The 14,717-nt window shown below is 42.3% G+C and carries 14 protein-coding genes and 1 pseudogene; 10 read left to right on the top strand and 5 right to left on the bottom strand.

What is annotated here, in order from left to right; all coding sequences use genetic code 11:
• Positions 1-221 precede the first annotated feature (221 nt).
• Together GMES_RS22615 and GMES_RS08665 are read left to right on the top strand one after the other, a co-directional pair.
• On the top strand, positions 222-488 hold the full coding sequence (locus GMES_RS22615) for a hypothetical protein (RefSeq protein ID WP_039986995.1): 267 nt from the start codon (positions 222-224) through the stop codon (positions 486-488).
• A gap of 99 nt (positions 489-587) precedes the next feature.
• Positions 588-1,657, top strand: a pseudogene (locus GMES_RS08665) (ISAs1 family transposase).
• 474 nt (positions 1,658-2,131) lie between these two features.
• On the opposite strand, the gene GMES_RS08660 reads toward GMES_RS08665, so the two are convergent.
• From GMES_RS08660 to GMES_RS08650, 3 genes are all read right to left on the bottom strand, one after another.
• Positions 2,132-2,509, bottom strand: coding sequence for a hypothetical protein (locus GMES_RS08660; RefSeq protein WP_006992264.1), 378 nt, complete (start codon positions 2,507-2,509; stop codon positions 2,132-2,134).
• Between the two features lie 187 nt (positions 2,510-2,696).
• Positions 2,697-4,085: a DEAD/DEAH box helicase gene (locus GMES_RS08655; RefSeq protein WP_006992263.1), complete on the bottom strand. Its 1,389-nt coding sequence runs from the start codon at positions 4,083-4,085 to the stop codon at positions 2,697-2,699.
• Positions 4,082-4,600, bottom strand: coding sequence for a VspR family transcription factor (locus GMES_RS08650; RefSeq protein ID WP_226990274.1), 519 nt, complete (start codon positions 4,598-4,600; stop codon positions 4,082-4,084). The genes GMES_RS08655 and GMES_RS08650 overlap by 4 nt, the downstream gene beginning before the upstream one ends.
• A 6-nt stretch (positions 4,601-4,606) precedes the next feature.
• Between GMES_RS08650 and GMES_RS08645 the strand changes: the two genes are divergently transcribed.
• A complete protein-coding gene (locus GMES_RS08645; protein ID WP_307523651.1) occupies positions 4,607-4,939 on the top strand; it encodes a helix-turn-helix domain-containing protein in 333 nt (110 codons plus the stop codon).
• Between the two features lie 264 nt (positions 4,940-5,203).
• Here the strand turns inward: GMES_RS08645 and GMES_RS08640 are convergent, their stop codons facing one another.
• Positions 5,204-5,593 carry a Cd(II)/Pb(II)-responsive transcriptional regulator gene (locus tag GMES_RS08640; protein WP_039986994.1) on the bottom strand — a complete coding sequence of 130 codons (390 nt, stop codon included), beginning with the start codon at positions 5,591-5,593 and terminating at the stop codon, positions 5,204-5,206.
• A 107-nt stretch (positions 5,594-5,700) separates the two neighbouring features.
• On the opposite strand from GMES_RS08640, the gene GMES_RS08635 reads away from it, so the two are divergent.
• The 7 genes from GMES_RS08635 to GMES_RS08605 all read left to right on the top strand — a co-directional run bounded on the left by GMES_RS08635 (position 5,701) and on the right by GMES_RS08605 (position 13,500).
• Positions 5,701-6,294: a cation efflux transmembrane domain-containing protein gene (locus GMES_RS08635; RefSeq protein ID WP_039986993.1), complete on the top strand. Its 594-nt coding sequence runs from the start codon at positions 5,701-5,703 to the stop codon at positions 6,292-6,294.
• Positions 6,291-6,650 carry a DUF3703 domain-containing protein gene (locus GMES_RS08630; protein WP_006992259.1) on the top strand — a complete coding sequence of 120 codons (360 nt, stop codon included), beginning with the start codon at positions 6,291-6,293 and terminating at the stop codon, positions 6,648-6,650. Before GMES_RS08635 ends, GMES_RS08630 begins: the two co-directional genes overlap by 4 nt.
• The gene (locus tag GMES_RS08625) at positions 6,643-7,527 is read left to right on the top strand and encodes a cation diffusion facilitator family transporter (protein WP_006992258.1); all 885 of its coding nucleotides are present in this window, start codon (positions 6,643-6,645) and stop codon (positions 7,525-7,527) included. The genes GMES_RS08630 and GMES_RS08625 overlap by 8 nt, the downstream gene beginning before the upstream one ends.
• An 87-nt stretch (positions 7,528-7,614) precedes the next feature.
• On the top strand, positions 7,615-8,010 hold the full coding sequence (locus GMES_RS22210; RefSeq protein WP_083879594.1) for a hypothetical protein: 396 nt from the start codon (positions 7,615-7,617) through the stop codon (positions 8,008-8,010).
• A 125-nt stretch (positions 8,011-8,135) separates the two neighbouring features.
• Complete coding sequence (locus GMES_RS08615; RefSeq protein ID WP_006992255.1) at positions 8,136-9,404, top strand: TolC family protein; 1,269 nt, start codon at positions 8,136-8,138, stop codon at positions 9,402-9,404.
• Positions 9,401-10,339, top strand: a complete 939-nt coding sequence (locus tag GMES_RS08610; RefSeq protein ID WP_006992254.1) for an efflux RND transporter periplasmic adaptor subunit — start codon at positions 9,401-9,403, stop codon at positions 10,337-10,339. The genes GMES_RS08615 and GMES_RS08610 overlap by 4 nt, the downstream gene beginning before the upstream one ends.
• A gap of 53 nt (positions 10,340-10,392) precedes the next feature.
• The gene (locus tag GMES_RS08605; RefSeq protein ID WP_006992253.1) at positions 10,393-13,500 is read left to right on the top strand and encodes an efflux RND transporter permease subunit; all 3,108 of its coding nucleotides are present in this window, start codon (positions 10,393-10,395) and stop codon (positions 13,498-13,500) included.
• A gap of 608 nt (positions 13,501-14,108) precedes the next feature.
• Here GMES_RS08605 and GMES_RS08595 read toward each other — a convergent pair.
• Positions 14,109-14,717 (bottom strand): VIT1/CCC1 transporter family protein (locus GMES_RS08595; protein ID WP_039986988.1); only part of this gene is annotated, 609 nt, incomplete at its 5' end.

Genomic DNA, 14,717 nt, shown 5'->3' with positions numbered 1-14,717 from the left:
AATCATCTTAGGAAAGCGAACTTTCGATCTAACTGCATACCGTTAGTGTATTTCCATCCCGAATTTGCATATGCTTCAAATAGCCCAGCAAAATATGTTTTAAATTATTGTCTTGGCTCTCCTCATATTCACAATGTTTTAGGGTACAATTTGAGGTGATTAACACATAGTTAGCTTACCTTGCTTGTTCTTTTTGAATTTAAATCAATATGGGTATTTAGGTGGATAAAGACGTCATAAATCAAATAAGGTTTTCATACTCTCAATCTGACAAACTTATCGTTGGGCTAGATGCATCTTCAAACCTTCACGTAGCAATGTATACGGGGCAAGGGTCATACGATAGTCGGCCAATTGAAAGGTTTGTTGATGAGATCAGAGATACTGTTCGCCAATTATATGAAGAGGGCCAACTCATTCCAGATGGCACTACGTTATCGTCTCATGGCCCTGTCGCTCTTAAGCGTTTGAAGCACATAGATGATTAGTTATTGCGCTAACTTATTCAGGGCGGGATCCCGCTTTAAATTGAACTAATGCTCATTACTATGATCTGTCCGGCTATTCCTCTTCAAAAAGGCCTTTCAATGAGCATAATTAGTCACCTAGAACAAATCGAAGATCACAGAGCAGACATCAATGTAAAACACGACCTTATCGATGTGATGTTTCTCACACTCAGCGCCGTGCTTAGCGGCGCTGATGGATGGAAGTCAATTCAGGAGTTTGGCGAAATGCAGCTGGACTGGCTAAGGCAGCATCGCCGTTTCGACAATGGTATTCCCCGTCGCCATTGCATCGCGAATATTATTAAAGCTTTAGATACTGAAGCGTTGATTAAAGCCCTGATTGATTGGATTAATAGCCGCCGTGAAGCATCGAACAAACCCCATATTGCGATTGATGGAAAAGTGCTACGTGGGAGTTGGTCTGGCAGTGTGCAGCGCGCATTAAATGTGGTCAGTGCCTATGATGTCGAAAACGGCTTAGCTTTGCATCAACAGTCCTCATACAGCAAGGGGAAGGAAGGACAGATTGCGCGCGACATTATTGACATGCTGGCATTAAAAGACAGTATCGTGACGTTAGATGCGCTGCATTGTCAACGTGACACACTCGACCTCATCCGTCAGCATAAATGCGACTTTATTGTTCAAGTAAAAGCGAATCAAGGCAAACTACACAGGGCAGTAAAGGCGCACTTTGAAGCCCATTATGAAGAGATGCAAGCTTGCGAGGAAGACGAAGGTATTAATGCTGGGCATGGGCGGGAAGAAAGCCGTATTACCATGTGCAATACCCCCATAAAGTCGGAGCAGTTTTAAGTAGAAATTCCCGTTAAACTAAAACGAAGAGTGATACGTCTTACACTTCCCATTTTTACGTTAGTTCTCTGGACATTAATCCTGAACTGGTAGCTAGAGCGATTCGCGACCATTGGCACATTGAAAACAGGCTGCATTGGGTATTGGATGTTGTGTTTCGTGAAGACGAAATGAAAGTGAGCGACCCAGATGGTGCAACACACATGGCGTTATTCAATCGAGTCTGCCTGAATATCATTCGTCAGCATCAAGGTAAAAAGGACAGTATGGCAGCCAAACGCAGAGGGGCCGCTTGTAACGGCGAGTTTCGTTCGGAACTGTTGTTTGGTTGAATATTGACCAAAGTTAAATCCCGCCCTGCTAGCTTATTAAGGATCATTTGATGTGGTTGATGTGGTTGATGTGGTAAATGTCTTAATTGAATCAATAGATATACTCAAATACTGCATAACTAAGTCGATTAAACTTCTATATAGGCGTTGTACTTACTGACTGGAATACGACCGTTTGGTGGTATTTCTACTTACTCGTTATAGGGATTTAGACTGTATTCGCAAAGGTATCGGTCATCTTAAAGTCATGAATTGTGATAATCAAAACCACTACTTCACAGTACTGAGTAATATGAAAGAGCCTTCTACCGTAATTACCACTTTTATGCTCTCCATTTTTACTACAAATTTACCCGCCTTAATTAATTTAAATAACTTCAGAATGCTAAGCTTTTTAGATAAGAAAAAATAGTTAACGCAGTAAATCACTTGGTTTCACCGACTTCGTACACTACTAACTTGGCATTCATTGCATTATGCATATCCGCCTTTTTCGATTCCGCTGAGATAGCTTATAAAAGCTTGAAATTCACCAAGGAGTATCGCTTGCTCTGCGGTCATTTCAAATGCGGGGATATGCGTATTTCTGTACCAATCTAACGCTTCGTCTTTCGAGTTACACCATTTTTCAACTAATTTTAATATTACTTCTTCCTCGGGACTGCCGGTTACCTTTTCGATTTTTCGCACAATGACGAATCCATATTCCGGATCAAAATTTAGACCGTCACCTTCACTTATTTCCAATGCCAGTCGTGCACTTTCTGGTAATTCGATAAAGAGCTGACCATTTGCATTTTTTTTGACGAGACATTTTGATTTGTGATGGCCGTTGCGTACAGGAGGTATCATATTTTAGCTTCCTTTTCTGTTGCTAATTTTACTTTGAAAAATAAATCTTCACTTAACCGTGAAATACTTAAACCAACCAAAAATAACTTCGTTGTCAACGTTATTCGAGCGTCAGAGAAACCGGCCGGCCTTATAAGAAACCACCTACGAGGGTTGAATATCTTGGCTTATGGCACAGTCAGATTGCTCACAGCATGAAAACTTTTTGTTGAAAGCGGCCAAAAGAGTCGATTGATGAGTCATACCATGAAGTTAATGATCCTTTAGGAGCCTCTACTCCGATCTCAGCGCCTTGCGTGGTTTCAAGACTTTTTTCACGTACCCCGCTATTGGGCGGCAGGTCTTTATCTATGTCTATATTAGAATCAACTAAGCCACTGCCTTCTTTATTGCCTTTATTGCCTGATGATTTGATCACTGCGTAATGTGGCACTTCATCAGCGACCCGATTAGAATATTCAAGTAAACGAGGATGCGCAGGCATAATGAAATAGCCAGTTTCGACAGGTGAAGATTGGGCCCTTAAAACGCGCCCTAAAACTTGCCTGAAATAAAGCTCTGTAGTAACCAGAGATAAATAGCAACAAACTCGTAAGCGAGGTATGTTCGTTCCTTCGCTAATCATACTAATGGATATAATCCACTTTTGACTGCTACGCTTGAATTGTTGAATAAGGCTTTCTGGATCATCTTCCTGATATGTCACTACTTCACTGGATTCGCCCAACTCAGTTAGCAACAGATGAATGTGTTTTGCATGAGATATTGACGCTGCGACAATAAGACCTCCAGCATCACTAAAAACCTGACATTCTTTATTTAACTGAATTATTCCATGCTTTAGTATTTGGCGCACCACCTCATCATGAGAGATAATTTCGAAATATGACAATCCACTTTCGAGAAGAAAATCTGCAATTGATGTAAAAGAACTTTTTCCATTGCTTTCTATAACGCTTATAAGCTCATTGTCGAACAAAGTCATATGTGGAGTGCGACATACACCATCTTCGATAGCTTGAGCTAAGCCATATCGAAAATCTACCTGCAATCTATTATCTTCGCCTAAATAATTGGCCATGGCGATAGGAATAGTGTCGCTCCTCCAAGGAGTGCCGGTTAATGCGATTGTATAGTGAGCTTTTCCTTGTATGTTCAAAAGAATTTGTTCTCCCCACGCATTAGCGTTATCAACGCCATTACCTGCACAATGATGAATCTCATCGAAAATCACAAATACCTTATAGGTATCGAGCAACGTCCAAAACGTCGCATCTAAATGCCTCATACATTGGTATGTGAGAGATGAACCGGTCGCACCTAGTCCACCACAGAAGCGTTTTTTTGTTATAGCTTCGAGTTCTACTTTGAAGTCATTTGCAACTACGTTTGATGGCGAAAAACATAATACCAAATCGACCTTGTCTTTTTTGATAAGGATATCTGCAAGCACAGACGCCATAACGGTTTTGCCTGCACCTGGGGTTGCTAGACATAAAAAGTGAGAATACAAAGCTTCAAATTTTTCTAGAGCAGTTTCGATAGCTTCACTCTGCCAATTTCGCAAATTAATCATATACGCGCTTCATACTGAGCCAATAAGCGCTCGAACCCTTTAACTTTACCAAGCATCACCTTTGCTTGCTCTCGCGTGTGTTGATAATTAGACTTAACATCGTCAGCTAACTCAGGCATTTCGGTTACCCATTCAGAATAGGCTTCGGTTTCACCAATATTTGTAAGCATTTCAGCCCTGTATAACCTGATCTTCTCTTGCAATTTACTGATAATGCGATCGTGAATTTCATTTTCCAGTTGGGGAAGTGTTTGCACTTTACTTGTGTCCTCACTTTGAACTGCCCAACAAAAAACAATCGCTTTTTGACTGTTCGTAGTTAGAGTCTTAATGATTCCTTTTTTCTCAAGAAGTTTAAGGTGGCGATAGACGAATTGTGTAGCGTTTTTCTTTTTGTCAAACATCTTTAAGTGAACCTCTAAAAGATGTCTCGAAATATCCGTAACTGTAAACGTTTCTAGCGAGAGGGAGCGAATAAAGGTTAATATATCAATATCATACTGTTTCTTTGGCATTATAAAATGTCTCTTCTAATGATTCTCGTCTCGAATTTCGCGACAGTGTACTTCGTCTCTATCATCGAGACAATGAAAACATCAGTTTACTCCTCTCATTACGACAAACTCAGACTGTGGTTAAAAGCACATCGTGAGAAACAATCTCTTTCTTTGCGAGAAGTCTCGGAAAAATGGGGCAAGCATCATTCAATCTTAGGAAAAATTGAACAAGCTAGACGAAAGATAGAACTTCTAGAGTTCATTGAGTTGTGCCAAATTCTTGAGGTGGATCCTCGGGAGGGACTTTCAGTGTTAATGAAGTCGATGAATACAAACCACAATACTTCGAGATTATGAATTGTTCAATCACTCATTAAATTTTGTATAGTTCGAATACGATAATAGACCAATTGCGGACGTAGCGACTGTTAGTGTATTTCCGGATTGAGCATTCGGAGACCTTCAGTATTTTGACTTTAAAAACTGCCTAAATATCGGACGTTCGAAGTATAGCCTTATAGCGCTTAATTAATATTGTGAGTTCAACTTTGACCAACTCAACCTTACTAACAATAATCAATGTTTTAAAAATGAATCACACCTGTTATGTAGCTGTAAACTTTACTCTTCAAGGATCTGCAATACCCCACATTCTTTAACTTTCCGGTTGTCAGAGCAAGCCAACACCATTTCAGACAGGGTCAGTTTTAATTGTTTTAGCTCTGCAATGCGTTGTGTGACGTCAATCATGTGTTGTTGGATTAAGTTGTTCACACTAAAACAGCTTTTATCTGGGTTCCTTTTTGTATCCAGCAATTGCTTGATTTCCTTTATGGTTAACCCTAAAGAGCGGCACTGTTTAATGAATTGCAATGTCCTTAACGATGAGGCGTCGTAAATTCTGTAGTTGCCTTCACTGCGATTGCAAGCTTCCAACAAATCCTGTTTTTCATAAAAGCGGATTGTCTGGATAGTACACCCACTCTTTTTTGATAGTTCACCTATTTTCATAAACATGCCTTTGTGCTGTTGACTCTATACTTGGTATAGACTTTACACTGTGGCTACGGTATTTGGAATAAGAGTTAAACAACGAGAGGTTCGGTTGCGAAGTAGAAATCAAGAATTCGTCACAAAAGCGCATTTTGTATTGGCTCCTAGGCATCAATGCGACGATGTTTCTTATTGAGATAACTATAGGTATTTTGGCTAATTCCACCGCTTTGATAGCAGACTCGCTGGACATGCTGGCAGATGCAAGTGTGTACGGCATAGGTATTTATGCTGTGGGTAAATCTATACTTCACAAAGCCAAAGCTGCGCAAATCAGTGGTTACTTTCAGTTATTGCTGGGTGTGATCATTCTCATTGATATTACCAGAAGATTATTCTTGGGCAGTGAGCCTATCTCATCATTAATGATAGGGATGGGTTTCATTGCCCTAGTTGCAAATGTCGCTTGCTTGATGATTATTCGAAATCATAAAAATGACGAAGTACATATGCGAGCTAGCTGGATTTTTTCAGCTAACGATGTCATTGCCAACATGGGTGTCATCATAGCCGGAGTTTTAGTGGTATGGCTTGATAACAGAGTGCCGGATCTGGTTATCGGCTGTATAATGTCGATTGTCGTGCTGCGCGGAGCGTGGATGATCCTGAAAGACGCCAAGCAGGAAGTACAGAAAGGTAAAGTGGGTGATCCACTATGACATGCAATAAAGCCGTTAAGCCGCATATCGATTCCAAATTGACAGATTACTCAGATGCAATGTCTAACAATAATGAGAGGCAGGCATTTGCAGCGCTGGAGGATGCGCATGTAATTGGTCAGCACTCTACTTATTTTCATTGTTTAATCCATTATAAAATGCTGCGACATGGTCTTCTAAACAAAGATTGGAGAGCCGTTTTTGGACAAGTAATAAGAATAATTGGTGCTGCAACTAAAACCGTTATCGGCCTTGTACCCAAAGGGAACACAGGTGGCACTAATATCAGTCCATTCAAACGACTACCGGTAAGTGTTGAAAATCAAGCGATATTGGACAAAATCAATCATGCATAATCATAACCACAGTCACAGTAATAACAGCGCTTCAAAACGCATTGGCTGGGCATTTTTCTTGAATGTCGTATTCACTATCATTGAATTTATAGGCGGATGGCTGACAAACAGCACGGCCATAATGGCTGACGCAGTACATGATTTGGGCGATAGTTTATCTATTGGCACTGCATGGGGATTGAACAAGCTAAGCGATAAAGACGCGAATACCACATTTTCATATGGTTATAAACGATTCTCGCTGTTAGGCGCTTTGATCAACGGAGTTGTTTTAACTATAGGCTCAATATGGATTTTATTCGAGGCCATACCTAGGCTTTCAGCACCTGAAATGCCACAAGTGGAAGGTATGCTATTGCTTTCGATATTTGGTATCGCGGTAAATGGTTTTGCCGCGTATAAACTTAGCGAAGGGAACTCCTTAAACGAGCGTATCTTAAACTGGCACTTACTTGAAGATGTATTGGGTTGGGTGGCAGTGCTGATCGTATCGATTGTGCTGATGTTCAAGCCATGGGCAATTTTGGATCCCATTTTATCTATTGGCTTTACATTATTCATTTTATTCAATGTCGTCAGAAATCTAAAAGAAACCTTATTGTTATTCTTGCAAGGCACGCCAGATACGACGCAGATGGTGAAAGTGCGTAAAGTGCTCATGTCAAACGCTGATGTGGCGGATATACATCATTTTCATATCTGGTCTTTGGACGGTGAACATAGCGTCATGACGGCACATGTGGTGTTGAAACAAGATGTTTCGATTTCTCAATTGAGAACACTCAAAGACGAATTTCGTCACGACCTTGGTGAGTTTGACTTTGTACACACTACCATTGAAATTGAATTTGCCAATGAAGATTGCCGTGATAAGTAATGTAATGGTTGAAATACTTTGTTTTGGTTGGTCGATTGGTCTTAGTTCGATAAGCTGTTAACATGGATATGATGAGAGAAGATAGATATGTTTAGTGTAAGGGTGGCGAGTTACCTGTTGATTTCGCTGATTTTGTTTCAGTCGTTTTCGGCTGTCGCCAATTCCTTGGATTTTCATTCTATCGACTCGCAACATCTAAGCGAAATACACGAACATCAGGCGGGAGATAACACTGTTTCTGCGAAAACGCTTGTTCAACAGCAATCTAACGAACAATCCAATGCTGATAAAATCACCGTAGATATTTCTCATAATCCCGCTGATTGCCACCACTGTGGTCATTGTCACGGAACCCATGCTCACTGGCTTGGAAACAGCAATGGCATCGAACTCGATTCTGTTACCACCCATCACGGTTTCTATTACTTAACGAAAGTAATAGAAGGACCCGTCACACAATTGTTACGCCCACCTAAAGCATAACCCTGAACTAATCAAACACCGTTCGCCAACAACTTGGCGATATATATTTTTGATAATTTAGGAATAAAACAATGATGAAATTTTCATTGAGTAGTCCTGTGCGTGTGCACGCTTGGGTGGTTTCCATGATGATTGTCCTTTTGACAACACACACCGTGGTAGTAGCACAAACAAACAGTACCACCAATCGAGAAATGACGTTGCAAAGCGCCATACAGCGTACATTAACTAATTCGCCAGAATTGCATGAGTTCACATATAGGCAACAAGCAGTTGAGGGGGAAATTAAAACGGCGTCTCTCAAACCTGAGGTTACAGCCGGTATTGAACTAGAAAACTTCTTAGGTACAGGAGATGTTTCAGGAACTAAGGACACCGAGATGACTCTCACATTGTCGTCGGTCATTGAATTGGGCAATAAACTCAACTCACGTAAGGAGTTTACTAAGGCGCAATCCACCTTAGTGGAAGCACAAAAACAAGTGCAAACCTTGGATATTCTAGCTGAAGTAACACGTCGTTATATCGATGTATTAGCACAACAAGCGCTGATTAAGGCGCAAAAAGATGCAGAAGCTCTAGCTCGATATACTTATCAAGCTGTCTCAAAACGAGTTAATGCAGGCGCGTCTCCAGCGTTTGAGCAACAACGTGCTGAGGCAGAACTGGCTAAAGCGCGGCTGGATGTATTAACCGCACAGCAAACCAAGCAAGCTATGATAAATAGTTTGGCCATTATGTGGGGAGAGCAAAATCCGACCTTCAGCAATGTTGAAGGCGAGCTGCTTGCTTTGCCATCGTCCCCCTCTTTATCTTCGCTGTTCAGAACTTTGTCTGACAGCCCTAACCTCGATGTTTATGCACAAAACGCCAGGTTACAAGCAGCGCAAGTTCGCCTTACCGAAGCTGCAAATCAATCAGACTTAAGTTGGACCGCGGGAATAAGGCGTATAAATAGTATTAATGATACCGCTTTCGTAGCAGGCGTCAGCATGCCATTATTTGCGGCAAGTCGAAACCTTGGTGAATATGAAAAACAACGGGCTGTTCAAGGGCAATTGGAACAGCAAAAACAGTCTGCAACCCAAAACCTTTACCATCAATTAAATATGGCGCTAATAGCGAGAAATAATGCGCTACTAAACGTTCAAACATTGAAAAACTCTATTATTCCACCGCTAGTTAATGCGCTCAGTTTGGTTGAGCAAGCCTATATCAATGGGCGTTTTAGTTATCTTGAGTGGGTCAGTACCCGTCAAGAACTACTTAATGCCAAGCAAGCCTTAATTCAGTCTGCCAAACAAGCACATCAGCGGGGGGCGGATATTGAAGCTCTCACAGGTCAGCCGCTTTTTAATGCACACCGAACTTCTATTTCGAGCGAAATTAAATGAATATTAAAACAGTAATCAAGAAACATAATACCCCGTTAATTTTCATAGCCTGCTGTATATTTGCAGTGCTTGCTAGTAGTCCAATATACGCTTCTGAAAGCGAACATAGGGATGAAGATACCCGCAACGCTGAATTTGTGCATATATCTGACAATATGGCGCAAAAAATGGGTGTGGTGACACAAAAAGTGAGTGCAGGACAACTCAATATAACCACTACCGTTTACGGAAATGTGGTGACCGACCCGGCTTCTTTAAGTCATGTCCGCGCCCGGTTCGACGGTATGGTGACTAAGGTCAACGCAAATCTGGGTTACAAAGTCAAAAAAGGCGAGACACTGGCAGTCGTCGAATCCAATGAGAGCTTGAAAAGTTACCCTGTTACCGCACCGTTTTCAGGCATCGTGATAGCAAGACATGCAAATGAAGGAGAATTGTCTAATGGACAAGTGCTATTTTCAATCGCCAACTACGAGGATGTGTGGGCACAGCTTAAAGTCTTCCCTCAACAGCTATCAGATATTGCAGAGCAGCATCCCGTTCAGCTTAGTTTGTCAGAGGCAAAGTTAAACACAACTATTCAGCATATTTTACCATCACCCGATGAAAAGCCTTACGTCTTGGCTTACGCAAAAATTACCAACACGTCAGGTCGGTGGCCTGTTGGTGCAGACATTAAAGGTCAGGTTGTCATCAGCACCCAAAATGTTGCCATGATGTTACCCAAAGCTGCTATTCAAGAATTTGAAGGGGCTTCAGTGGTGTTTGTCAAAAAAGGGGAGGAATATCATCCTGTGCCCGTGGAACTTGGTCAACAAGACAATACTAATATCGAAGTGCTGTTAGGGCTAAGTATTGAAGATGAGATTGTCAGCCAGAACAGTTATTTAATTAAAGCTGATTTAGAGAAGTCGGAGGCCGGTCATGAGCATTAATCACACCATGCCATCTGTTTGGGTTGTCGTCTTTGATTTTGGGAGGCGAACTCATGATTGAATCCATATTGCGGTTATCCATAAAGCGACGTGGTTTGATGTTGATGTTGATATTCTTAGTGTTTGGCATGGGAATATTAAGCTATCAAAAGTTGCCTATTGATGCCGTACCCGACATCACTAACGTTCAAGTACAAATCAACACGCAGGCGTCAGGGTATTCTCCATTAGAAACCGAGCAACGGATCACCTTTGTGGTTGAAACTGCGCTAGCCGGATTGCCAGGCTTGTCTTACACCCGCTCGCTTTCACGCTACGGACTATCTCAAGTTACAGCCGTTTTTGATGAAGGTACAGATCTGTATTTTGCACGTAACCTCATCAATGCTCGACTTGGAGCGATTAAAAGTCAGCTGCCTCAAGGTTTAGAGCCAGAAATGGGTCCTATAGCTACGGGATTGGGCGAAATCTATATGTATACCTTACGAGCTGATCAAAGTGCCGTGCAAAAAAATGGTGAGCCATATGACGCAATGGCTCTTAGGGAAATTCATGATTGGATTGTTAAGCCCCAGCTTGCACTTGTGAAAGGGATCACAGAAGTAAACGCCATTGGTGGTTACGTAAAGCAATATCATGTGAATCCTGAACCACTCAAAATGTTGAATTTCGACGTCAGTTTAAGTGATATCCAGCGTGCACTAGAGCGCAATAATGCGAATCAAGGTGCTGGATTTGTTGAACGAAATGGACAACAAATATTAGTACGCTCGCAAGGTCAGCTTCAGACGCTAAGTGATATCGAAAATGTTGTGATCAAGCGTATCGATACTATCCCCATTGCGGTAAAGGATATTGGTACTGTGGCTATTGGCAAAGAGCTGAGAACAGGCGCTGCAACACAGGAAGGTGAAGAGACCGTTTTAGGTACCGCAATGATGCTAGTCGGCGAAAACTCACGTGCTGTTGCCCAATCCGTTGCGCTAAAGGTGAAGGAAATTCAATCGAGCTTACCCGACGGAATTCTGATTGAATCAGTCTATGACCGCACCCAACTAGTAGATAAAGCGATCAAAACTGTTCAAAAGAACTTAGTCGAAGGCGCTCTATTAGTCATCGTTATTTTGTTCATATTACTGGGCAATATTCGTGCGGCATTTATCACAGCGGCAGTTATTCCGCTAGCGATGTTGGCGACCATCACAGGGATGGTTAATACCGGTGTGTCTGCCAATCTGATGAGCCTTGGTGCATTGGATTTTGGATTAATTGTCGATGGTGCGGTGATCATCGTAGAGAACTGTATCAGGCGGTTATCCGAATCTCAGAAGCGCACAAGTGGAGTCTTGCCACTAAAAGAGCGGCTAGAACTGGTTTTTCAAGCGACCAACGAAGTCATTCGTCCTAGCTTGTTCGGTGTATTGATTATTACTGTGGTGTATATCCCCCTGTTCTCATTGACAGGCGTTGAGGGCAAGATGTTTCAGCCAATGGCGGCAACGGTCATTATGGCGCTGATAGCAGCGATGCTGTTCTCCATTACCATTGTACCAGCGGCAGTCGCGATGTTCATGGGCGGAAAAGTCAGTGAAAAAGAAAGCTTCATTATTGTTGCAGCCAAATCCGCCTATCGCCCCATCATTCATATTGCACTGAAATTGCGCTGGATAATGCTTGTCGGCTCAGTCGTGCTAGTAGTAGGCAGCTTATGGCTGGCAACGCGACTAGGCTCTGAGTTTGTTCCCCAGCTTGACGAAGGTGACATTGCGCTGCACGCCATGCGTATTCCTGGCACTGGTATAGAACAAGCCGTCGCCATGCAAAAGACGCTTGAATCTACCTTGATGGAATATGAACAAGTGTTGACCGTATTTGCTAAAACCGGCACTGCGGAAGTTGCTACGGATGCAATGCCTCCCAATGTGACCGATACTTTTGTGATGCTTAAGCCACGTGCGCAGTGGCCAGATCCAACACTGTCAAAAGCGGATTTTGTTGAAACCCTTGAGCAAGATCTGCAAGCGGTAACTGGCAACAACTATGAGTTCACTCAACCGATCCAAATGCGTTTTAACGAATTGATCAGTGGGGTAAGAGCTGATCTTGGCATTAAAGTCTTTGGAGATGATTTAACCGCTTTGGTCGCCTCTGCCAACGAAATTCTATCAGTATTGCAATCAATCGATGGCGTCGCGGATGCAAGGCTTGAACAAGTTGATGATATCCCTATCTTTACCATAAATCCGAAACCTGTTGAATTGGCACGTTATGGATTGGATGTGGCTGATTTGCAGGAGTGGCTTGCGTCAGCCATCGGTGGAAACACGGCAGGGTTAATTTTTGAAGGAGATAGACGTTTCGAATTGCTGGTTCGATTTGATGAAGGTCTTCGCACCGATTTGGATGCCATCGGCAGTATCCCTATCATTACATCCGATGGGGAATTTGTGCCGTTATCAGAAGTCGCTACACTGGGTTACTCGTCTGTTCCCAATCAAATCAGTCGAGAAAACGGTAAGCGCAGAGTCGTGGTTACCGCCAATGTCAGAGAACGCGACTTAGGGAGTTTTGTTGACGAAGCAAAAATCAAAATAACCGAACAGGTTGCACTGCCCGCAGGCTACTGGCTCGATTATGGCGGCACGTTTGAGCAGCTTGAAAGTGCCAGTCAGCGACTGTCTATCGTGGTGCCTGCCACGCTTTTTCTAATACTTGTGTTACTAGTGGTGGTGTTTGGCTCATTTCGTGATGCCTTGATCATCTTCACTGGCGTGCCTTTAGCCTTAACGGGAGGTGTTTTCGCGCTCTGGATGCGTGACATGCCACTGTCTATATCTGCGGGAGTCGGGTTTATTGCGCTCTCTGGTATTGCGGTACTAAACGGCTTAGTTATGTTGTCATTTATCAAACAGCGGGTATTGGAAACTGGTGATTTAATTAATTCTATCGTTGATGGTGCCACCACTAGGTTACGTCCTGTCTTGATGACTGCATTGGTTGCAAGCTTAGGTTTTATTCCCATGGCACTAAATGTCGGGACGGGCGCTGAAGTGCAACGTCCGCTGGCGACAGTTGTGATTGGTGGGATCATCTCATCCACCATTTTAACATTGATAGTGTTGCCTATTTTGTATCGGATGATGCATTCGAAATCAGCCTAAAAGTAAAGTTTGAGCACCGTGTTGAAAAGATACGGTGCTATTCATTCCAAACTCACTAATAACTGACCTGGCGTTTCTCGCAACTTACCTTCTGTATAGTGGTTTCCACAAAGGCGGTATTACTTTTCGTGAATGTATCAAAGAAGAATACGCACCCATAACATATCTTACTAGGTGGTAAAATTAACTATGTCCGAATTCAGTCACCATTTAACGCCGCCCTTGTACAGCGTTGGAATCCCCCTTATTCTTCCTATGTTCTAGTAACCTGTGCTATCGAAAATACGAGGACTTTTAAATTGTTGAGGATGAATAATTAATATTTTAAGCTATGTCGGTTCAATTCTACTATAAGAAAGAGAACAGCTATAGGTATAAGAAAAATCCCTGTGATTATATGCAACCAAGATCCGTATAACTCGACCGTGTTCGAGCTTACATCTCCAGAATTATTAAATGCCATAAAGTTACTAACAATTATCTGACTTACTACTAGTACAATAATGGAAATATGAAGTAACCTAACGGATGGCTTTTGACGTTCCTTCAAATACTGCATCGTTATATTAAATATATTCATTCAATCTCTTCTTATCAAGTAAAGGTAATTAGGCGGTAACGCCAAATAAGCTGCCCACACCAGCAGTTAAAGCCATAGCGAGTGTCCCTAAAAATGCTACTCTAGAAGCTCCGATAGTAATTGAAGCGCCTCCGGTACGGGCCGCAATCCCACCAAGAAATGCTAGAAATACAAGTGAAAGGATTGCAACTGAATATATTAAATACTTGCCAGAGTTAAGCCAAACGACTAGTAGTGGCAATACCGCACCGAGTGTAAACGCCCCCGCAGAGTATAAAGCCGCTTGGACAGGCCGAGCATTTACATTCTCTGATATACCAATCTCATCTCTTGCATGTGCCCCTAACGCATCGTGAGCCATCAGCTGCTGTGCGACTTCTGCTGCTAAAGCAGGCTCAAGCCCTCTGTCCTCATATATTTTCGAGAGTTCATCTAGCTCAAAGGCAAATTCATACTCTAAAGACTTTTTTTCAAGCGCTAAATCGGCATTCTCTGTATCTGATTGAGAACTAACAGACACGTACTCACCTGCCGCCATCGACATTGCCCCAGCAACTAACCCAGCAACTCCTGCAAGGAGAATATTTTCTTGGGTAGTATTAGCAGCAGCGAAACCAATAATAAGACTAGCAGTAGA

The organism is Paraglaciecola mesophila KMM 241, from assembly GCF_000315015.1.
Classification (GTDB): Bacteria; Pseudomonadota; Gammaproteobacteria; order Enterobacterales; family Alteromonadaceae; genus Paraglaciecola; species Paraglaciecola mesophila.
This window is presented reverse-complemented; position numbering and strand designations above follow the sequence as displayed.

Coding starts and splice junctions, on each gene's coding strand:
- GMES_RS08640 (WP_039986994.1), bottom strand. CDS start 5,593: ATGAAAATAGGTGAACTATCAAAAAAGAGTGGGTGTACTATCCAGACA.
- GMES_RS08650 (WP_226990274.1), bottom strand. CDS start 4,600: ATGCCAAAGAAACAGTATGATATTGATATATTAACCTTTATTCGCTCC.
- GMES_RS08615 (WP_006992255.1), top strand. CDS start 8,136: ATGATGATTGTCCTTTTGACAACACACACCGTGGTAGTAGCACAAACA.
- GMES_RS08630 (WP_006992259.1), top strand. CDS start 6,291: ATGACATGCAATAAAGCCGTTAAGCCGCATATCGATTCCAAATTGACA.
- GMES_RS08655 (WP_006992263.1), bottom strand. CDS start 4,085: ATGATTAATTTGCGAAATTGGCAGAGTGAAGCTATCGAAACTGCTCTA.
- GMES_RS08605 (WP_006992253.1), top strand. CDS start 10,393: ATGATTGAATCCATATTGCGGTTATCCATAAAGCGACGTGGTTTGATG.
- GMES_RS08625 (WP_006992258.1), top strand. CDS start 6,643: ATGCATAATCATAACCACAGTCACAGTAATAACAGCGCTTCAAAACGC.
- GMES_RS22210 (WP_083879594.1), top strand. CDS start 7,615: ATGTTTAGTGTAAGGGTGGCGAGTTACCTGTTGATTTCGCTGATTTTG.
- GMES_RS08610 (WP_006992254.1), top strand. CDS start 9,401: ATGAATATTAAAACAGTAATCAAGAAACATAATACCCCGTTAATTTTC.
- GMES_RS08645 (WP_307523651.1), top strand. CDS start 4,607: ATGTCTCTTCTAATGATTCTCGTCTCGAATTTCGCGACAGTGTACTTC.
- GMES_RS08660 (WP_006992264.1), bottom strand. CDS start 2,509: ATGATACCTCCTGTACGCAACGGCCATCACAAATCAAAATGTCTCGTC.